Annotated in this window: 24 protein-coding genes; 11 read left to right on the forward strand and 13 right to left on the reverse strand. The window is 39.0% G+C overall.

Annotation, left to right across the window (positions count from 1 at the left end):
- The first annotated feature begins 216 nt into the window (after positions 1–216).
- Positions 217–1692, forward strand: coding sequence for an aminotransferase-like domain-containing protein (locus N0B48_RS18605; RefSeq protein ID WP_259840461.1), 1476 nt, complete (start codon positions 217–219; stop codon positions 1690–1692).
- A 90-nt stretch (positions 1693–1782) separates the two neighbouring features.
- Positions 1783–2325: a GNAT family N-acetyltransferase gene (locus N0B48_RS18610; RefSeq protein ID WP_283950722.1), complete on the forward strand. Its 543-nt coding sequence runs from the start codon at positions 1783–1785 to the stop codon at positions 2323–2325.
- Positions 2326–2416: 91 nt separating this feature from the next.
- Here the strand turns inward: N0B48_RS18610 and N0B48_RS18615 are convergent, their stop codons facing one another.
- On the reverse strand, positions 2417–2584 hold the full coding sequence (locus tag N0B48_RS18615; protein WP_259840462.1) for a lmo0937 family membrane protein: 168 nt from the start codon (positions 2582–2584) through the stop codon (positions 2417–2419).
- Between the two features lie 322 nt (positions 2585–2906).
- Between N0B48_RS18615 and N0B48_RS18620 the strand changes: the two genes are divergently transcribed.
- Positions 2907–3371: an NUDIX hydrolase gene (locus N0B48_RS18620; protein WP_259840463.1), complete on the forward strand. Its 465-nt coding sequence runs from the start codon at positions 2907–2909 to the stop codon at positions 3369–3371.
- A gap of 5 nt (positions 3372–3376) precedes the next feature.
- On the opposite strand, the gene N0B48_RS18625 is transcribed toward N0B48_RS18620, so the two are convergent.
- Positions 3377–3904 (reverse strand): hypothetical protein, encoded by a 528-nt coding sequence (locus tag N0B48_RS18625; protein WP_259840464.1) that lies wholly within the window; start codon positions 3902–3904, stop codon positions 3377–3379.
- 162 nt (positions 3905–4066) lie between these two features.
- Between N0B48_RS18625 and N0B48_RS18630 the strand changes: the two genes are divergently transcribed.
- The gene (locus N0B48_RS18630; RefSeq protein WP_259840465.1) at positions 4067–4405 is read left to right on the forward strand and encodes a MerC domain-containing protein; all 339 of its coding nucleotides are present in this window, start codon (positions 4067–4069) and stop codon (positions 4403–4405) included.
- 181 nt (positions 4406–4586) lie between these two features.
- On the forward strand, positions 4587–5984 hold the full coding sequence (locus N0B48_RS18635; protein ID WP_259840466.1) for an alkaline phosphatase: 1398 nt from the start codon (positions 4587–4589) through the stop codon (positions 5982–5984).
- Between the two features lie 93 nt (positions 5985–6077).
- On the opposite strand, the gene N0B48_RS18640 is transcribed toward N0B48_RS18635, so the two are convergent.
- A complete protein-coding gene (locus N0B48_RS18640) occupies positions 6078–6686 on the reverse strand; it encodes a DNA-3-methyladenine glycosylase (protein WP_349644559.1) in 609 nt (202 codons plus the stop codon).
- Positions 6687–6877: 191 nt separating this feature from the next.
- Between N0B48_RS18640 and N0B48_RS18645 the strand changes: the two genes are divergently transcribed.
- Together N0B48_RS18645 and N0B48_RS18650 are read left to right on the forward strand one after the other, a co-directional pair.
- Positions 6878–7222 carry a hypothetical protein gene (locus tag N0B48_RS18645; RefSeq protein ID WP_259840467.1) on the forward strand — a complete coding sequence of 115 codons (345 nt, stop codon included), beginning with the start codon at positions 6878–6880 and terminating at the stop codon, positions 7220–7222.
- Between the two features lie 31 nt (positions 7223–7253).
- Positions 7254–7712, forward strand: coding sequence for a hypothetical protein (locus N0B48_RS18650; RefSeq protein WP_259840468.1), 459 nt, complete (start codon positions 7254–7256; stop codon positions 7710–7712).
- Positions 7713–7733: 21 nt separating this feature from the next.
- Here the strand turns inward: N0B48_RS18650 and N0B48_RS18655 are convergent, their stop codons facing one another.
- The 5 genes from N0B48_RS18655 to N0B48_RS18675 all read right to left on the reverse strand — a co-directional run bounded on the left by N0B48_RS18655 (position 7734) and on the right by N0B48_RS18675 (position 10216).
- Positions 7734–8537, reverse strand: a complete 804-nt coding sequence (locus N0B48_RS18655; RefSeq protein ID WP_259840469.1) for a GLPGLI family protein — start codon at positions 8535–8537, stop codon at positions 7734–7736.
- A gap of 106 nt (positions 8538–8643) precedes the next feature.
- Complete coding sequence (locus N0B48_RS18660) at positions 8644–8847, reverse strand: bacteriocin-like protein (protein WP_259840470.1); 204 nt, start codon at positions 8845–8847, stop codon at positions 8644–8646.
- A 188-nt stretch (positions 8848–9035) separates the two neighbouring features.
- Complete coding sequence (locus N0B48_RS18665) at positions 9036–9602, reverse strand: YciE/YciF ferroxidase family protein (RefSeq protein ID WP_259840471.1); 567 nt, start codon at positions 9600–9602, stop codon at positions 9036–9038.
- 145 nt (positions 9603–9747) lie between these two features.
- Positions 9748–9978 carry a hypothetical protein gene (locus N0B48_RS18670; RefSeq protein WP_259840472.1) on the reverse strand — a complete coding sequence of 77 codons (231 nt, stop codon included), beginning with the start codon at positions 9976–9978 and terminating at the stop codon, positions 9748–9750.
- Positions 9979–9988: 10 nt separating this feature from the next.
- Complete coding sequence (locus N0B48_RS18675) at positions 9989–10216, reverse strand: glutathione synthase (protein WP_259840473.1); 228 nt, start codon at positions 10214–10216, stop codon at positions 9989–9991.
- Between the two features lie 167 nt (positions 10217–10383).
- Between N0B48_RS18675 and xth the strand changes: the two genes are divergently transcribed.
- A complete protein-coding gene (gene xth / locus N0B48_RS18680) occupies positions 10384–11157 on the forward strand; it encodes an exodeoxyribonuclease III (RefSeq protein WP_259840474.1) in 774 nt (257 codons plus the stop codon).
- 22 nt (positions 11158–11179) lie between these two features.
- Here xth and N0B48_RS18685 read toward each other — a convergent pair whose 3' ends face one another.
- Entirely contained in the window at positions 11180–11794 is a 615-nt protein-coding gene (locus tag N0B48_RS18685; RefSeq protein WP_259840475.1) for an alpha-ketoglutarate-dependent dioxygenase AlkB family protein, read from the reverse strand.
- Between the two features lie 19 nt (positions 11795–11813).
- Positions 11814–12599 (reverse strand): XRE family transcriptional regulator, encoded by a 786-nt coding sequence (locus N0B48_RS18690; protein WP_259840476.1) that lies wholly within the window; start codon positions 12597–12599, stop codon positions 11814–11816.
- 351 nt (positions 12600–12950) lie between these two features.
- On the opposite strand from N0B48_RS18690, the gene dinB reads away from it, so the two are divergent.
- Positions 12951–14096, forward strand: coding sequence for a DNA polymerase IV (gene dinB / locus N0B48_RS18695; RefSeq protein WP_259840477.1), 1146 nt, complete (start codon positions 12951–12953; stop codon positions 14094–14096).
- Positions 14097–14116: 20 nt separating this feature from the next.
- Positions 14117–17170, forward strand: coding sequence for a DNA polymerase III subunit alpha (locus tag N0B48_RS18700; protein ID WP_259840478.1), 3054 nt, complete (start codon positions 14117–14119; stop codon positions 17168–17170).
- A gap of 115 nt (positions 17171–17285) precedes the next feature.
- Here the strand turns inward: N0B48_RS18700 and N0B48_RS18705 are convergent, their stop codons facing one another.
- Entirely contained in the window at positions 17286–17555 is a 270-nt protein-coding gene (locus tag N0B48_RS18705; RefSeq protein ID WP_259840479.1) for a hypothetical protein, read from the reverse strand.
- A gap of 166 nt (positions 17556–17721) precedes the next feature.
- Here N0B48_RS18705 and N0B48_RS18710 point away from each other — a divergent pair, with 166 nt between their 5' ends.
- Positions 17722–18099, forward strand: a complete 378-nt coding sequence (locus N0B48_RS18710) for a PEGA domain-containing protein (RefSeq protein ID WP_259840480.1) — start codon at positions 17722–17724, stop codon at positions 18097–18099.
- Positions 18100–18206: 107 nt separating this feature from the next.
- Here the strand turns inward: N0B48_RS18710 and map are convergent, their stop codons facing one another.
- Together map and pdxR are read right to left on the reverse strand one after the other, a co-directional pair.
- Entirely contained in the window at positions 18207–18971 is a 765-nt protein-coding gene (map, locus tag N0B48_RS18715) for a type I methionyl aminopeptidase (RefSeq protein ID WP_259840481.1), read from the reverse strand.
- A gap of 84 nt (positions 18972–19055) precedes the next feature.
- Positions 19056–20519, reverse strand: a complete 1464-nt coding sequence (gene pdxR / locus N0B48_RS18720; RefSeq protein ID WP_259840482.1) for a MocR-like pyridoxine biosynthesis transcription factor PdxR — start codon at positions 20517–20519, stop codon at positions 19056–19058.
- Positions 20520–20607: the final 88 nt, after the last annotated feature.

Here is a 20607-nt window from a genome sequence, read left to right on the forward strand (position 1 = left end):
TCATAGAATTCATTTTCTTAACGCTACAGTTTCCTAGGTCGCCTTTATTAGTAATACCCTGATATCTTATAAAATTTATATCATCACAGAGCGGTCATTGTACCGCTCTTTTCTATTCAGGAAAGAATATGTGTTTATACTTTTTGTTTGATTTTTATGGATTCACGAAAATATTCCAGCAATATTGGTTTATATTTATTATTCAATAATTACAAAATGGATAGTCCAATATTTAAGCAGATTCTGAATGATTTTGAACTGAACCGCAGTTTAGAAAATCCTGTTTACCTGCAGCTCGCAGATCGTATTCTTTCTCTGATCAAAACCGGAAAAATTCAGACCGGACAGAAGCTGCCGAGTTCAAGACAACTGGCTGACATATTAACGATTAACAGGATTACCGTTTCCAAAGCGTATGAAGAATTACAAACCCAGGGCTGGCTGGAAAGCTTTGTCGGAAAGGGAACATTTATTTCCTCCTATCTTCCTGAATACAAACCCGAATCCCTTCAGGACTCACATCAGTTTATTTCACAAAAACAGGCAGGATTTAAGATTGATTCAAAAGATTATCTTGTATCTTTCTCTCCGGTCACGGCAAAACTTCATCTGGACGATGGATTTCCCGATCCTAAACTGGCTCCGCTTCATGAATTATACCGAGCTTACAGAAATCAACTGACCAGAAGCGGGTTGTATGACAAATTTGGGAGCTACAGCTATCCGGATGGTTCCGTTTATTACAGAGAAGCCATTTCAAAATATCTGAATGAAACCAGAGGGCTGAAAACCACTTTACAAAATATTCTTTCTGTCCGGGGTACATTAATGGGCCTAAACACCGTCTGTAATGGACTTATAGAACCTGGAGACATTATTGTTTCCGGTTATCCGGGATGGGCAAGGGCTGAAGCAAATTTCGCCCACGCCAAAGCCAATCACATTATGATTCCTGTAGATGAAGATGGCCTCGTCGTAGATGAGCTGAAAAAAGTATGCGAAAAACAACGGGTGAGAATGGTTTATGTAACACCACATCATCATTTTCCAACGACGGTTCCGCTCCGGATCGACAGAAGACTTGAGTTATTGAGATTGGCTAAGGAATATGAATTCATCATATTTGAGGATGATTACGATTTTGATTTTCATTACAGTCACCGCCCATTGCTTCCATTAGCAAGTGCAGATGAAAATGGAATGGTGATTTACTGTGGCTCATTCAGCAAAACCCTTTCTCCTGCTTTCAGAATGGGTTATCTCGTAGCTTCTGAAAATGTGATTGAATATCTTTCTAAAATACGCCTTCTGCTGGACCGCCAGGGAGATCACATTCTTGATAATGCAATGGGCGAAATTTTGAATGACGGAACGATACAGCGATACCTCAGAAAAACTTTAGTAGTCTATGAAGAAAGAAGAAATTTTTTCTGTCAACAATTAAGCGATAAACTGAAAGATGTTGTGGAATTTACAGCACCTGCCGGAGGAATGTCTGTCTGGACAAAATTCGACAGGTCTATTGATCTTGAAAAGTTAGCAAAAAAAGCTCTGGCAAAAGGCTTATATGTTTCGGACGGAAAAGCTCACCGCTATCCTCAGTTTGATGAAAATGCCTTAAGATTGGGGTTTGCATCACCTTCTCTTGAAGAACTGGAAAAAAGCGTGGCTATTTTGAAGGAAGTCTTGTAAAATAAAATTGGTCTACCTGTTTTATTCATAATGGCTTATTTTGGATATCCAATGCAGGTTTAATTTTGTATAAGTTAAACAACATTAGTTATGATCAATTTTAATATTCAACCTATTTTAGAGAATGAAAAAGTACGTCTTTTGCCGTTGGAACAAGAAGATTTCGAAGTATTGTATTCCTTAGCTTCAGATCCCAAAATATGGGAGCAGCATCCGCAGAAAAATCGCTGGAAGAAAGAAGAATTCAACAAGTTCTTTGAAGGAGCTATGGTAAGTAAAGGTGCTTTTAAAATTATTGATAAAGAGACCAGCCATATCATCGGAAGTACCCGTTTTTATGATTATAATGAAGAGGAAGGAATTATATTCATCGGCTATACTTTTTTCACAAGAGAGTATTGGGGAACAGGGATCAATCCTTCTGTAAAATCATTGATGATGAATTATATTTTACAATTTGTCTCAAAGGTGGGGTTCCATGTAGGCGCCCATAATATACGCTCTCAGATAGCGGTAGGCCGCATTGGCGGGGAGAAAACAGCAGAGCAGGAAATAGCCTATTTTGGAGAAAGTCCCCAGATTAATTTCATTTTTGAAATTACCAGAAGCAAGTGGGAATCTATGAGTTTATAAAACGTAATGATATAATTTCCAGTTTCCAAATGTTCCGGCTAAAAGCTATTTCCAGCTCTTTACTGCTATTTTTAAGGATTAAAATAATAGATTAAAGTGGTTTTTTACCCGAAATAATATTGTAAAGAACGACAATAATGGCAATAACCAATAAAACGTGAACTAAATATCCGGTACTGATTCCCGGCACGATATTTAACATTCCAAGAAGCCAAACGACAATACAAATGACAGCGACTAACCATAATACATTTCTCATGACTTTAAATTTTTAATGTTATTTGCTTAATTTAATACACATTCTATGCCTTTATAGATGAAAAGATTAAAATGTGGTACTTATAATATTTTATTGATTAAAATTAAACAGATGATTTTCTTTTTTAATAAATCATTAAAACAGTAATGAGCAGCTTATTATGGTTGGTTAATTAAAAAACTTAAAGGGACAGAAATGAATATCTGCCTTTTTTTCAAATTAGTTCTTTTGATCCAGAGCATAGCGGTTGTCTTCCCATTCTGTAACAATGAAAAACGGTCTGATCATTGATAAGTCTTTTAAAATAGTGTATCTTAAAACAATGAAAACAAGTGCTGGTATTTTGCTTTTTAAAAGAGATCAGACTCATTTATATTATTTTCTGGTGCATCCGGGAGGGCCTTTTTGGAAGCATAAAGATGAAGGCGCCTGGTCTGTTCCAAAAGGGGAGATCTCACTTGGTGAAGATCCACTCGAACGTGCGCTTATCGAGTTTCAGGAAGAAACCGGTCAGGCAGTGGAAGGGGAGTTTATCCCATTACAGCCTGTTAAGCAGCGAGGAGGAAAAACAGTTTATGCCTGGGCCTTGGAAAGAGATATTGAAACCTCCGGACTTTATAGCAATACCGTAGAAATAGAATGGCCTCCAAGATCCTCTACAATGATCGAAATTACTGAAGTAGATCAATGGGAATGGTTCGAGTCGGAAGAAGCGCAAAAAAGGATCAATATAGCACAAGCTGCCTTTATTACAGAGCTGGAAAAAATACTGAAGGAAAAGGAGTAAGATTTTTATTTTTTAATCCCGATCGTTTTTAAAGCTTTAGCCGTCAGCAAAATAGCATCAAAGACAGTAAGTGATTCCACATCGGGAAAAGCAGGTGATATCAGATCGCTTTTATTGAAAGACAGTTCAATACTTTGATTATAGGAAGCTTCAATCCTCACCACAGAATATCCGTTGTAGGCTACGATAAAGCCATCAAACATGCAGTTTTGCTCTGCTTTCTGGTATTGGATATTCTCTTCAAATCCGGGGGCATTATTTCTTTTTCCGTCATTATGTGCAAGAGATTTCCAAGCGGTATAATTTTTCGGTTCTTTTAGTGCGTTTCCTTGTGCATCTATGGGAACAAACATGCCAAGAGTTAAAGGTTTTCTAAGAAATTGGGCATAGTTTTTCATCAGGCTCAAGGTCTGAAGATCGGCGTATCCTTCGTTGGAGTAATACTCGATAACAAAATCCGTCATCGGAATCAGCTTATGGGAAGCTTCGGTGGGCATATTGGGTGTTTTCTTTTGTGAAAATAAAATTAGCATTTTTATTGGGTTCAAACAAGACTAAGGGTTAGATTAAAGCAGTGTTTCAACCAAATAAGGCTAATTTGTTTTGATTATTAATTGCAACAAAGTTGCGTTATTTAGTTTTTATCTCTACTTTTGCCATAGAATTACAATAAGAAATTTAAATCCCTTTATTTTATGAAATCGAAAATTCTTGATGCAGTTGGAATTTCTGCGGCAGTTCTGTGTCTTATTCATTGTATTGCTTTTCCTTTGTTAATGATCATTCCCCTGGGAATATCGCACAATCCTTATATTGATCTGGCTTTCCTTGTTATTGGTTCTATAGTGGTTTACAGAGTAACCAAACCCATGACCAACCGGTGGCTGAAGCTGTTGTTCTGGGCTTCCATTTTCCTGATCTCCGTTTCCGTTTTAGCAGATTTTATCTTTGAAGTTCATATTCCTTTGATTTATGCAGGGGCAGCAGGATTAATTATAGGACATATCATCAATTTTAAAAACCATAAACACTGATTGTGAACGGCAGGAAGTTATTGAAGCGTTATAATTACCGGAAATTATTCAAAATTATTGCCCAACAGTAACTTCCATCCTCCCTCTTCCAGCCCTCATTTTAAAATTCACAAATAATTAACGCAACAATATTTCAATAAATGAAATTACTCCCTAACTTACTCTACGAAATTGCATGATCATGAACAGACGTAAATTTTTAAAAGGCTCAGCATTACTGTCAGGCCTGCTCACTTTAAATCCGATTGATTTCTTTGCCAACAATGGGAAAGATATTCCGGGTGCTAACAAAAAGGCAAAGAATATTATTTTTATGGTCAGTGACGGGATGAGTTCAGGAACGTTAGCCATGGCCAATCTGTATTCTCAGAATATTTTGGGTAAAAACGGAAACTGGATGAATCTGTATCATGAAAATAAAGTTTCACGGGCGCTTATGGATACAGCTTCAGCCAGTTCTATCGTTACGGATTCGGCAGCGGCAAGCTCTTCTTTCGGAGGAGGGTTTAGGGTGAAAAATGGTGTCTTGAATGTGGGAGTCAACGGTGAAAAATATGTTCCCATCTGGCAAAAATTCAAAAAGGCAGGAAAAAAGACAGGCTGCGTAACAACGGTAACGATTACGCATGCAACTCCGGCAGGTTTTTGTGTGAATTCAGACAGCAGAAATGCAGAAAGTGAAATTGCGGAAATGTATGCAGAAATAGGTTTTGACGTGATGATGGGTGGCGGTGATGAATTTTTTAATTCTTTAAAAAGAGAAGACAAAAAAGATGTGTATGCTCTGTACAAACAGAAAGGATATCAGGTTCTGAAAAACAAAACGGATCTTAAAAACACAGAAAAAGGGAAGAAGATTTTAGGGGTCTTCAATTCCGGAGCTTTGCCCTATTCCATCGACAGAGCTCATATTTCCGAACTGCAGGTTACACCTTCTCTGGCTGAAATGGCGCAGACAGCCATCGATCAGATGAAAGATCATAAGGACGGTTTCGTTCTACAAATTGAAGGCGGAAAAGTAGACTGGGCCGCTCATGCCAATGATATTGCCGCTTTGATTCATGATCAGCTTGCTTTTGACGAAGCCGTAAAAACAGCCATTGACTTCGCAGAGAAAGATGGAAATACCCTGGTCATTATCACTACAGACCATGGAAATGCCAATCCGGGAACTATTTATGGTGCTGATGCAACGAAAAATTTTAACAGCATTTCGAATTATCAATACACCAATGAATATATTCTGAATGCCATTCATCCGGATTTTAATCTTCAGAAAATGAAAGACTGGATCTACGAAACCAATACAATAAGTCTTACCGATGATGAAGCCAAACATTTGCTGAGCTTTTATTCAGGGCTGGAAAAGCAGGAAGCGGGACTTTACAATTATAAAAAACTGCCATTCAAGGCCTATTCAGATATTCAGAAGAAACATAATTCTATCGGCTGGATCAGTATGGATCATTCGGGAGATTATGTTGAAGTTGCGGTGTATGGGCCGGGAAGAGAGCTTTTGCCGGCGTTTATCAAAAATACGGATTTGCATTATCTGATGTTGAAAGCCGCGCAGGTGTAGATTGTGTAATCTGAATTTCGGTTATTTTAGGAGAGCGGAAGTTACGGGATACGCGTTGAACATCTAAAATATGGGTTTTGTGTAAGGAAGGAGTTAAGATTTGGGTTTGCTTACGTATTTATTTCCTTTGACATAAAACCGCCATGGCAGTAATGCATCTTCCTGGGCATAAGCAACTCCAATGCGCGGCCCTGCAATAATGTCTTCGGGAGCATACCTGATTCCGTGATCTTCAATCCAAATTTCGTTTTCAGTCAGATCTTTTTTGTTAAAAGAACGGTCGATACCCAAAGCCTTAGCCGCTGAACCGGGACCGGACGAAATAGCAGCTTTATCAGCCGGCATATTTCTTCTGAGCTCCATGATGTCGTGACCGATTAAAGGCTCTACAGCACGTACTAGGACAGCATGAGGTTCACCTTCAACAGAAGTTACAATATTAAAGAGATGATGAATTCCGTAACACAGATAGACATAAGAAACACCACCTTGACTGTATAATGTCTCAGTACGTTGCGTTCGGCGACCTCCATAAGCATGAGAAGCTTTATCTACTACACCGAAATAGGCTTCAGTTTCTATAATGACACCTGCGGTAATGTCACCATTTATTTCCGTAAAAAGTACTTTTCCCAAAAGATCTTTGGCCAGAAAAATAACATCCTGATTCAGGTAATAGGAAAGAGGCAGCTTCAAATCCATAGTTTTAAACTTAAACAAAAATAAACATCTGAAACCTATTATCAAAGTATTTAATGTCCTACAGAGGGCTCAGGTTTTTGCAGATCATTTAAAAATAGAATGGCACAAAAACTTTTAGCTAAAATTATCAATTTCAAGCCCGAATGATTTATCTTAGATACCTTATTGATATTTAAAAATAATTTGAACTTATGGGCAATTATCATTTTTCAGACACACCGGAACCGGACACCAGTCCTTTTGGAGACAGGCTCGCCAATCTTGTCGCTGATAAACTACAGATCGGGGAGATTCTGGCCTACGGTCACCGGGATTATTGCGGAATGGGTATGAAAGTGAATGAAGATCAGAAGTTTATATACGGAGAAGTATATGACGGGGATTTTGATCCTCCGAGAATTTTTGAAACGCGGGATTTATTTGTTTCGTGGCTTTCCGCACAATCTACAGCATCACTGGCACGATTGGATGATGAAGTGTTTTTCCAGGGGAATCAGGTTATTACAAAAAAACGCCTGCTCGATTTTATAAACTGATCAATAATGTATAATGATCTAAATTTCTGTTATGGAAAAATTCAATATTTCAACAACAAGCAACTATAGAAAAAGATTGAAAACCCGGGTTAATTTTTTGAAATGTATTCCTGCGGTATTATTAACAATAACTTTTGCTATCACTTCCTGTACTCCGGATGGTGCAAAAAAAGCTACACAAAAAACAGAACCTCTTTGCTGGAAAGATATCCGGGTCGGCGAACTTCCTCCGGAAGGAGCCTATGATGGCATCGACAGTCTGGTGAAAAAATGGAATTTATGTTATGAACGGATAGAAACCGGATGTGAAGTCACCGACAGTATTACCCAATTACAGAAACAATACGACAGTTCCAATACGATGTATTTTAAAAGCCTTGAGAAAAAATTGGGCAAAAACTGGAAAAAGCAATTTGACCATGAACTCCAGATCGCAGACAGCATCAACTGGATTAAAATCAATAGGGAAATAGATAGTTTGAATCAATAAAAAGTGAACTTAACCTGTTTTTTATTTATAATCAATTTTATGGTTTAGCTCCACAGGGTTATTTCTCGCCCGCAGGGTTATTCTCATTTTCTCTGACATATCATCATAATTTCTGTCCAGTTTATTGCCTTTGTCATCAGTTACAATCATTTTCGTATTTCTCGCTTTCAGCTCAGCGAATGGCTCTGAATAAAAATTTCGCTGTATCTTTTCGAACATAGCCCAGTCTATCAATTTTCCTTTTCTTATTCTAAAAAGATTGCTTTGTTCAGATTTATGAGATTCAACAAGGCTGAAACTATAATTTTTTTTCTCATCAGAAATTTTCACAATTAATCCAGGGAGTCCATAAAATACATAAGGTCCTTCCTGAATAGGTATCCTGACCGTAAACCATGCTTCCCAATTTCTACCGCCATATTCCAATACTGCTTTCTGACAGTTCATATCTGCAATCATCATTGTTTCTGGTAATACTTTCCAATTAATATCTTCTGCCAGGATATCAAAAACATCATTGTAAAGAGGAGTTGTTACCGTTTTGTAGACCTTCTTTGTATTTATATTTTTCCTGCAATACAGCTGATTGAAGTCAATATAATTGGCAAAAGCGCGTCCATTATTGTAAACTATAGAATCTGTTTGTCTGTCATTCTCTGATCGGAAAACGGATTCTGAACCAAATAGGTCCAAATAATAATTCTCCGTTTTTGAAATAGATTCATTGGGACTGGATTTATAGGATACTTCATATAAAAAAGTCATATTCTGACAACATATAAAGTTCATCTGCAGAACCGCCCAAAAAGTAAATAATAACCGCATTGCTATAAAAAATTAATTAAAAGAAATAATTTCCGATCGTTTATAATGTAAAAAGTCAAATCTTTCGTATTGCAAAAAGATTTGACTTGATTTATTTATTGCCTACTTATGAGCATTTCCAGCAAGTACTTGTTATTTGACCATTATCACCGCTTTCGATAACATGGATATAACAAGAAAGCCCAAATTGTTCACAAAAACCATCACCGGAAGAGCATGCATTACCACAGTTACCGATACCTACTGCCGGTCTTTTTCCACCATTAACAGATTTTAAATCTTCTCTTGAAATTTTTTTTAAATGTTTCATAATTATTTGTTATTAATTTCCTACTCATGAGCTTTTCGGATTCCGCTGTACATAGACGGGTAAATATAATATTTTTTCACTTGCTGATGAAATTTTATTTATGTACTAGAATAACCGATAGATAGGATAAAAAGTGTAAAAAAAGAGGCCCGTTTCCAGACCTCTTTTATATGTATAAAATGATGATGTTATTTTGCTTTACTGTTAATAGCAGTATCTGCTATTTTTGTCAGCAATGCATCACATTTTTTCTCTTCGGAAAGGGTAGCTAAAAGATTATTAAGACAATCTTTTTCTTTCAGGACTTTGGCATAAGCAGCCAGTGATCCGTAGGTGGCAATTTCGTAATGTTCTACCTTCTGAGCCGCAGCAATGATACCCGCATCTCTTACAGCTCCCGGTTCGGTTTCCTCCATAATGCTTTTTCCTTCATCTAATAGTCCCTGCATGGCATCACATTTTTTAGCCTGAGCTTTTTTTCCAAGGGCAGTAAAACACTCTTCCAGTCTTTTTACATGAATCTGAGTTTCATTAAAATGTTTTTCAATAGCCGTTTTCAGTTTTTTATCTGTAGCATTTTTATGCATTTTCGGAAGCGCTTTTACAAGAGCTTTTTCTGCCCAGTAAATATCTTTCAGTGAATCCTCAAACAAATCTTTCAGCTGTTTGGCAGCATCTTTTTTAGCCGGAGTTTTCCCTGCTTTTTTCGCCACAGTTTTCGACGTCGTCTTTTTTGCTGTTGTTTTAGTTGCCATAATAATTATAATTTAGTGATTAATACTTAATGTGTACAATTATAAGACCACCCTTTATTTCCGGGTATTGATGTGGTATCCGGTGTACTGTTGTTTTGAACGACAGGTAAATTATATAATTTTTAAAATATGAATGCGTAGACTATTAGCTTTCGTCCTCCTTACTGAAGCTAACGACCTCGTACTCGTCATTTGAGCAGTATTTTTTGCAGCTGTTGTCATTAAAATCATCGGGATTTTTAGAAAAAGCTTCAATGTATTGCGCACTTTCTTCTGTATCAGCAGGGACAATAATAATGTGATAGCTTTTCAGTACAGATTCATCTGCCTTTTTCAAAGCTTCTTTTTTATAGGTTAAGGCTTCGCTGTATTTCATAAGATATTTTTTAATTTTCAAAAATAAGTCTGCCGTCAAATGGTTCGCTCCATTTTATAAAAATCTGGTCATTCAGTCTGGTGATCATGGCCTGTATGGTTTCGAATTCTCCATTTTCTTTTTTTCTTTCAACGGTTAAATTTGATCCCTGACCGATTTCTTCAATGCTGTATTCCAGCTGATATTGATTGTCATTATTCAATACGAATTCTGTTTTTGTGAAATTTTTACTTAACATGGGATAATGTTTTATTTTTTAAGCTAATGAATAAACTATGCCAACATGGGTCTGGCCCTTCGCTGAACGAAGAATAAGTTCCTTAAAAAATACCTTGCTGTTTCTCAAGGGGATGGAATAATTATTGCCGTTTGAAAGGAATCATCAGTCTTTTAATCACCTCAAATATGAAAATAGCAACCTATAATGTGAACGGGATCAATGCCCGTCTTCCGGTACTCCTGCAGTGGCTGAAAGAAGCCAGTCCGGATATTGTCTGTCTTCAGGAATTAAAAGCACCCCAGGAACGTTTTCCTCTTCAGGAGATCAATGCTGCGGGATACCAGGCTTTATGGAAGGGGCAGAAAAGCTGGAATGGAGTAGCCATACTTACAAAAGACCTCGAAATGACCGAAGTTCAGGATACTTTGCCCGGAGATCCGGAAGATCTGCAGAGCCGTTATATTGAAGCTATTATTGATCAGATAGTGATATGCTGCATGTATCTTCCCAATGGAAACCCTTATCCGGGTCCAAAATTTGACTATAAATTAGACTGGCTCAAACGTTTAAAAAAACGGACCAATGAATTGATCAAAATGAAACTTCCCGCCATACTCATCGGTGATTTCAACATTATTCCGGAACCGATAGACGTCCACAAGCCTGAACACTGGGAAAATGACGCATTATACAGAACAGAAGTCAGAAAGGCTTTCCGGGAACTGAAGAATAAAGGCTGGCTGGATTCTATCCGTACGCTCTATCCCGATGAAATGATTTACACCTTCTGGGATTATCTTTACAAAGCCTACGACCGAAATGCAGGGATAAGACTGGATCATATCCTGCTGAGTCCTTATCTGCGTTCAAGCTTAAAGTCGGGTGGGGTAGACCGTCATGTCCGGGGATGGACGAAAAGCAGTGATCATGCACCGGTATGGATTCAGTTGGAAAAATAAAATAATTTCAGGATCAGGTGAATCACGATATTTCATGAACAAGCCTGAACGTAAGATTGATCCGCGGTTTCATAGGCTGTACAGACTTTGCAATGCGGTGTTCCCAATTCAGCTGAAGATCTCCTTTCATAATCAGTAGAGAACCGTGCTGAAGCGGTAAACTGTATTTATTCCGGTGGTCATCTGCTTTCCGAAAATCAAAATTCCTGACCTGTCCGAGACTCACGGAAGCAATGACCGGGCGTTTTCCCAGTTCACTGTCTTTATCCCGATGCCAGGCAACCGAATCATTCCCGTCACGGTATAGATTCAGCAACACAGAATTAAACTTATATCCCGATGATTTTTCTATTTTCTGTTTTAAAGAAAGGAGTTCAGGCAACCAGGGATTAACATTAAAATCATTTCCACCCAGTTTGTAGGTTTTGCTTTCGTCTCCGTACCAGGCTGTCAGTCGCGGCGTAAGAACCATTTTATCATACATTTTCTGGGTTCTCTGTTTCCAGGGAGCAGTACGAATCAGAAGCTCCTCAAGCTGAGAAGCTTCATTGTCCGGCAAAAAATGTTCTGTATATTCCAGCAGCTCTTTCGGAAACCGGAAAAATTCTTCTGAATCAAATAAACTCAGCTGATCCATGACATGCTGTATATTAGAGTTATGAAGACTTTCTACGCCCTGAAACCTTACGGTCCAGATCTTTAATATCCTGTTTCAGTTCACGGAACATTTCTTTAAAATTATAGCTTTCGTAATCCCCCGGTTCAAAGTCTTCCGGGAAAATTCCTGAAGCATATTGCCAGATTTCTACAATCTCGTTAAACGGAATGTCATACGGCTCATAAAACGAATTATCAGCACTTACACAAACTGTATTTCCTTTTGTTTCTTTAAAACGTTTGTAGGTAATTCCATCATTTAACGTGATAAAGACATACGTTTTCCCCGGTTTCAGCTCACTGATTCCTTCTACATATTTTCCTACGATATACGACCCGTTTCTGAATGGCGGCATAGAGTCTCCATCTGCCGGAAAAGCCCTATATTTGCCGTTCGTAAGGAAGGGAAGGGCAATTCTCTGCAGGCTTTCGATATAGCCGATGTCGCTGTACCCTTCAAGGTATCCCATGGATGCTTTCTGCGGAATGATCTCAATGGTATCATTGCCAAGATGATCTACAGCTACCGGCAGGACAATTCTGTTGTCCGGAAGTTTCAGCATTTCTTCCATCGGGTATTTGCGGATATCTACAGAGACCAGCAGATCGATGCTGACGTGAAAATATTTGGACATCTTGACAAGCAGCTCGATAGGTGGTTCAGATACTCCGTTCTCATATTTGGAATAGCGTACGCGTGAAATCACCAGTTCAGTGGCTACAGCCTGTTGGGAAAGGCTTCTCTTGCCTCTCAGAAAACGAATATTATTTGAAAAAATTGACATTGATACAAAATATATCAACAAAAGTACAAATTTTGATTCAAAACATTCCCCTATTCATCAAATAAACTCAGCTATTCCACGGTTAATCCTGAAAATTAAATACTTCCGGAAATGTATTTTTAGAATAATTCCATCACAAAAATCTTAGGATCATTCATCCCATCATTTTAATGTGATTTTTTGATTTTTCATTAATTGATTTCTGACAGATTTCGCAGATTTCTTTGGAACTTATCTGATCCTCTTTTTCAAAGGAAGGAAACCCCTATGATCCCTCAAAAAATAAATATTGATACAAAATATATCATTTAAAATGCAAAGTTTGATTCAAAACATATCTAATTTTGTATCATGGAACGTGCGATTGTACATATGGACCTGGATACATTCTTTGTATCCTGTGAGCGTCTTATCAATTCTAAATTTAACGGAATCCCCCTGATCATCGGAGGTGGAGACAGGGGCGTTGTGGCCTCATGTTCCTATGAAGCACGTCATTTCGGAGTGCGTTCTGCCATGCCAATCAGGATGGCACTCAGACTTTGTCCGGATGCAAAAGTCGTTCGTGGAGACCATGAAATGTACTCCAGACTTTCACATACGGTCACCGATATTATTCAGCAGAAGGTACCTTTAATGGAAAAAGCAAGTATCGATGAGTTTTATCTGGACCTCTCCGGAATGGATAAATTTTTCGGATGCTATAAGTGGACTGAGGAAATTGCTTTTGCTATAAAAAAAGAAACAGGACTTCCGATAAGTTTTGCCCTGTCTACGAATAAAACAGTCTCTAAAATCGGAACAGGGGAAGCCAAACCCGGAAAAATGGAAATCAAACTTCAGGAAGTCAAACCTTTTCTGGATCCTCTGTCCATAAAAAAAATCCCGATGGTAGGAGATAAAACCTTTCAGCTGCTTTCTCGGGTAGGAATCCGTACCATCCAGACCTTATCTGAAATGCCGGTATTAGTTCTTCAGCAGATGATTGGACAAAACGGGAGTGAACTGTGGAAAAAAGCGAACGGAATCGATGAAAATCCCGTGATTCCTTATTCTGAAAGAAAATCAATATCTACAGAAAGGACCTTCAGTTCAGATACTATGGATATTCCGGAACTCAGGCGGCTGATCTCCGGAATGGCTGAGCAGCTGGCCTATCAACTGAGAAAAGAAAAATGGCTGACATCTACCGTGGCCGTGAAGATCCGCTATGCTAATTTTGATACGGAAACCAAACAGTCCAGAGTGGCATATACTTCTGCAGATCACACTTTATCACGGGTTGCTTTGGATCTGTTTAATAAAGCATATACCAGAAGAATGAGGCTCCGTCTGGTAGGATTACGTTTTACCGGGCTGGTTCATGGCAGCCATCAGATGAATCTTTTTGAAGATACCGAAGAACAGATGAGTCTTTATCAGGCCATGGATGATCTCAAAAACCGCTTTGGATCCGATGCGGTAGGCAGGGCTTCCGGGTTCGATTTCGGAAAATAAAAATCAATAAAACTCAGATTATGTTTCTCAACTGTCATTCCTATCACAGCCTCCGTTACGGAACTTTATCCGTGAAAGAACTGGTGACCCAGGCCCACGCACTGGGGATCAGGAAACTCGTGCTTACGGATATCAATACGGTTACCGGTATTTATGAGTTTAAAAAAGAATGCGAGGATCAGGGGATCCAGCCTGTTGCCGGTGTTGAGATCAGGAAAGAAGGCAGACTTCTTTATATTGCTGTGGCAAAAGAATTCAGTGGCATAGGAGAGGTGAACAAAATGATCACAGAGCATCATTGTGACGGTAAGGAGTTGTCTGAAACAGCTCCGGAATTCGAGAATGTATTCGTGATTTATCCGTTGGAAAATATACCGGAAATACTGAAAGACCATGAGTTTATTGGCATCCGGGAAGAGGAACTTACGCTTCTTATCCGGCCTGAACTTCAGAAAATGATCCCCAAAATGGTTGTTCTTCAGCCTGTCACCTTCAGCACCAAACAGGAATATCATCTTCACCGAATTCTCAGAGCTATCGATAACAATACCCTGCTCAGCAAGCTTGAAGAAACCGATATATGTAGAAAATCTGAATATTTGAGAGCTGAACAAAATATTCTTGACGCATTTCAGAGATATCCAGAGATCATTCGGAATACAAAAAACATTTTCAGCAGCTGCAGTTTTGAATTTGATTTTAAAAAGGTCAGAAATAAACTGCATTTTACAAAATCTAAAGAAAGCGATCTGAAATTTCTGAGCAGACTTGCTTATTTAGGACTGAAAAAACGATATGGCCTGGATCATGAGGAAGCCAATAAAAGGGTAGAGAAGGAGCTGAAAGTGATTGATGAACTTAATTTCTGTTCTTACTTTCTGATCACTTGGGATATTGTGCGATACAGCAACAGGATGGGATTTATGCATGTAGGACGGGGAAGCGGGGCCAACAGTATGGTAAGCTACTGCCTGGGAATTACGGATATCTGTCCGCTGGAACTGGATCTTTATTTTGAACGTTTTCTGAATCTTAACCGCCTCAGACCTCCTGATTTTGATGTCGACTGGAGCTGGCAGGAAAGAGATACAATGATTCAATACATCTTTGACCGTTATGGCAAAGAGCATGTGGCTTTCTGTGGAACCAATGTAGAATTCAAATACAGATCGATATTCCGGGAAGTGGGAAAAGCTTTTGGACTGCCTAAGGAAGAGCTGGACAGCCTTGCCACACAATCTGTGGAAACCCATGACCGGAATAAGGTAGTGGATATGGTTGCCAAATATGGTAAACTGCTGGAAAAATTTCCGAATCAGAGAAGTATGCATTCCTGCGGGATTCTGGTCTCTGAAGAGCCGATCACTCACTTTACAGCACTGGAAATGCCCCCGAAAGGATTTCCTATTGTACAATTTGATATGTATACCGCGGAAGATATAGGACTGGAAAAATTCGATATTCTTTCCCAGAGAGGCCTCGGGACCATTAATGATACCGTAAAATTAATCAAGGAAACCAGAGGTATTACCGTGGATATCCGGGATACAAGCATTTCTAAAGATGAACCTGTTTCCAATGAACATCTGGCTCAGGGAAAAACGATAGGCTGTTTTTATATCGAATCTCCTGCAATGCGCGGACTTTTAAGGCGATTAAAATGCGGCGATTACAGAACACTGGTCGCCGCGTCATCCATCATCAGGCCCGGAGTAGCGCAAAGCGGAATGATGCGTGAATATATTTTCCGGCATAATCATCCGGACAGGTTTGAGTATTTCCATGATATTTTTAAAGAACATTTGGGAGAGACTTACGGTATTATGGTGTATCAGGAAGATGTGATCAAAATTGCACAGTATTTTGGCGGGCTGTCACTGGCTGATGGAGATATTTTACGGCGTGCTATGAGCGGAAAAGGACGTTCGCTGTCTAAACTTCAGGAAGTAAGAACCAACTTTTTCAATTCCTGCAGGGGCCTGGGACATCCGGAAGAGCTATCTGCTGAAGTTTACCGGCAGATCGAGTCATTTGCAGGTTATTCTTTCTGTAAGGCCCACTCAGCTTCATATGCCGTGGAAAGCTATCAGAGCCTTTATCTGAAAGTTTATTATCCGCTGGAATTCATGGTTTCGGTTATTAATAATCAAGGGGGATTCTACCGGACTGAGGTATATATTCATGAGGCCAGAATGTCCGGGGCAGCTGTTCAGACTCCCTGCGTTAATACCAGTGGGTTTCAGACCGTATTGAGAGGAAAGGACATTTACCTTGGTTTTATGCTTTTGCAGGGCCTTGAAACCAGATTAGCCCACGGAATTGCTGAAGAAAGGGAGAAAAACGGACACTATAAATCGTTGGAGGATTTTATCCGCCGCATTCCCCTGGGTATTGAAACCATACAGACCCTTATTTTTATCGGAGCATTCCGTTTTACAGGAAAGCCGAAGAATGAACTTTTGGTGGAAGCCCGATTGCTGCTGATCAATTTTAAGCCTGAAAACAGAGGACTGATGCTGATTGAGGAACCTGTTCAGGAATACAAGCTGCCACAGCTGAAACGGGAACATTTTGAGGATGCTTTTGATGAAATCGAGATCATAGGATTTCCGGTATCATGCAGTCCGTTTGACCTGCTGAAAACCCGATACAGAGGGTCCGTTTTTGTAAAAGATCTTATCATATACCATAAGAAACAGGTGAAAATGCTGGCCTATCTGATCTCCAGAAAGCATGTCCCGACCAAAAAGGGAACCATGTATTTCGGAACCTGGATAGATGTGAACGGAGATTATTTTGACACCGCTCATTTTCCGGACAGCCTGAATGAATATCCGTTTCAGGGTGGCGGATGCTATCTGCTGCTGGGAACCGTGGAAGTGGATTATCATTTTCCGACCGTCACCATTCATAAGATGGCAAAAATGCAGATGATCCCTGATCCGAGGTATGCGTACGATAAAGATAAACAGTATGATATCCACAGGCAGATCAAAGAAGATGTGAGTATGACCTCTAGAAAGCCTTATCCACAGGCGCACGAGATCGGGCTGCCGAGACAGAAGTTCCAATAGAAAAGACTGCCACGAACGACAGTCTTTCTTTTTATTTTTCCTTAAGATCTTTGTTGATCTGCTTTTCCACATTTTTAGCCCATTCTTCCTGGGCTTCTTTTTCTTTTCGCTGTTATCAGTAAAGTATCGTTCTGAAAAGGTTTTGAACCCTGTAAAACCAGGTTGTCCACAGAAACCGTAAGAGAAGGGAAGTGCCGGAAGAACGTAAGATGCGTTTTTTATAGTCGAGTTTTCCTGCAAGGTGTTGATTCGCAAATATTTTTACCTGCTGAGAAATCGTTCCCGGAAAGAATATGGGAATGATAAACATTAAAAATAAGATAGCTGCTATTGAAATTCCTGTCCATTTTAGAATTTTCAAAATTATTTTTTTAAATTTTTCCATAAATCCATAATTTTGATGAATATTGACAATGATAATTAGTTATTTATAATCTAAAATTAAGCCATTTATCAATTCTCTTTTTCTGTAATACTATTTTTTGTAAGTTCGCGCCGCGGTAAAATAGAGCAAAAGAGTGCCTGTTCACCGTCATTTAACGTTAAAATCTATGAGAAAAAAATTATTGACTGTATTGTCTTTTGGTGTTATCCTTTCAACAACTTCATGCGCAAGTATTTTTACGGGAACTAAAGATTCAATATCATTTACATCATCGCCTGAAGGGGCCAAAGTCTTCCATAAGGGTGTGGAAAAATGTACTACACCGTGTACTGCTGATATCTCAAGGTCACTGAGCAAACAGACCGTTACCTTTGAAAAAGAAGGATACAATACAAAGGAGGTGAAGCTGGTGAAAAACTTTAATGCAGTAACCTTGCTGAATATTCTCCTTGGAGGAGCCATCGGTGTAGGAATTGATGCTGCAACAGGTTCTCTGACTAAGTATTCTCCAAAGGAATACACTGTTGAATTAGAAAGCAAATAGACTGAATTATCCAAGCATAAAAAAGCATCTGTAAATTTTACAGATGCTTTTGTTTTATAGTAAAAAAGAAGTGAATTAATAAAAGATTCAATAAGAACTTCCAATCTCTAATTCAATATCTCATTCATTTCAGTTAAAATGATGGGTTTTCCATCGATTACTACAATGGTATGTTCGTGCTGTGCCATATAGCCGCCTTTGTTGCCTACCATCGTCCATCCGTCATTCAGTTCTACGGCAATATTGGAGGATGTGGAAATAAATGTTTCAATAGCGACTACAGAATTTTTTTTAAACCTTCTGGAATCATAACGGTTTCTGTAATTCATGAGCTCATCCGGCTGCTCATGCAGGCTTCTTCCGATGCCATGTCCGGCAAGGTTTCTGATGACTTTAAAACCTCTTTTTTTAGCTTCGGTTTCCATGAGAAATCCGATGTCTGCTATTTTGACACCGCCTTTTATATTGCTGATGGCTTTCTGTAAAATTTCTTTGGAAGCATTCACGAGTTTCTGATGCTGATGAATGTCTTTTCCGATCACAAAAGAACCGCCATTATCAGACCAGTATCCGTCGAGTTCGGCTGAAACGTCTATGTTGATGAGATCTCCTTCCTTCAAAACTCTTTTATCAGTAGGAATACCGTGACAGAACTCATTGTCTACACTGATACAGGTCCAGCCGGGAAATCCATACGTCAGATGCGGCGCAGATTTCGCCCCAAAGTCGGAGAGGATCTTTGCTCCATATTCATCAAGATCTTTCGTGGTCATGCCGGGTTTAGCATACTGAATCATCTCTTTTAAAGTATGGGCAACGGCTTCACTCGCTTTTTGCATTCCTGCCAATTCCTGTTCATTGGTTATAGACATAGTCTTTTATTTACGGTTAAATAATTATTTAGAAACGACAAAGTTAGCAAATAAAAAATATTTCAATCCGACAAAAAGGAACTGTTAAATTACTGTTCTTAATATTTCAAGTGATTTCATGATCTCCGTTTCATTGAGTGAAGCAAAACCCAGCCTGAGACCATTCGGGACAAAAACTTCGTTATTGTAAAAAGATCCGTCCGCAATCTTAAGTCCTTTTTTTTCTGCATCTAAAGAAAGTTTTGGGAGGCTTATTGATTGATCAAAAACTGACCAGACTGCCATTCCGCCTTCGGGAATTTTAAAATCAATCACGTCACTGAAATTGCTTTGGAGGATTTCACAAAACAGGTCTCTGCGATTTTTATATATTTTCAGGGATTTTCTAAAATGTCTTTCCATTTCTCCATTGTCAAACAGAGAAGAGAAAGCTTCCTCCAGAAGTGAATCTCCCTGCTTATCTATCAGCTGACGTAACGAAGCTGATGCCCGCACAAATTCAGGCTGGGCAATCATGAATCCTATGCGTAAAGCAGGAGCAAAGGTCTTGGTAATGGATCCTATATAAATCACATTCCGGTTATGATCAATACTGGCAAGAGGAATATAGGGCTTAGCATTGTAATGGAAATCAAAGTCATAATCGTCTTCAATAATGGCAAAACGGTATTCCTTAGCGAGATTTAACAGCTTTAATCTGCGCTCCATACTCATGGTTACCGTAGTAGGAAAATGATGGTGCGGGATGATATACACTGCTTTGATGGACTGTTTCTTTAACGTATCCTCCAAAAAATCAATATCCATTCCATGTTCATCTACCGGAATACGCAACAGATGAGCTCCAACATATCTGAATATTTCATCGGCAGAACGGTAATTGGAGACGCCTACCGCAATATTGTCGGATTGGGTGAGTAAAAGCTGTGCAGCAAGATAGATCCCCATCTGACTTCCTTTTGTAATAAGCAGATTTTCCGGATTTACAGCCAGTCCGCGGGTATTGGATAAATAACGGGACAGTGCTGAACGGAGGTTTTCTGAACCTTTTGGAAATCCATACTTAAGAAAATTTTTTCCGTAGAATTTTTTTGAAATGCTGCGGTATTCTCTCATCAGAAGATCAACCGGCGTTAAGCGGACATCCGGAAAACCGTCATCAATAGCAAGGACAGACTGCTGGTAGTTTTCATCGATTTGTATTTCTGTAAAGGGATTGGTCCATGAAAATGCTTCTTCAAGCATATTTATTTTTTGCTCAGAATCTGTTTTTTTCTTTTCGGAAAAAGTTGGAAGTTTAGACAAAACAAAGATGCCTTTTCTTTCTACAGACTCAGCCCAGCCCTGACTGATCAGTTCTTCATAGGCAAGCTTTATGGTATTGCGGTTAAGGCCCGTCAATTCTGACAGCAAACGGGTACTGGGAAGCACATCCGACGGCTGAAGCGTTCCATTCGTGATGAGAGTGATAAAACTGTTACAGAGCTGAACATACAGCGCAACACTCGAGTCTCTGTTCAATTGTATTAGTGATTTGTAAGGCAGCATTCCGGATTGTGTATTTTAATGTACATGCGTTTCATTAAATCTATAACAAAATTAAATAACAATCAAGAGGGGGTCCTGAAAAAACAGG

Source organism: Chryseobacterium herbae (assembly GCF_025154075.1).
In the GTDB taxonomy this organism is placed as follows: Bacteria; Bacteroidota; Bacteroidia; order Flavobacteriales; family Weeksellaceae; genus Chryseobacterium; species Chryseobacterium herbae.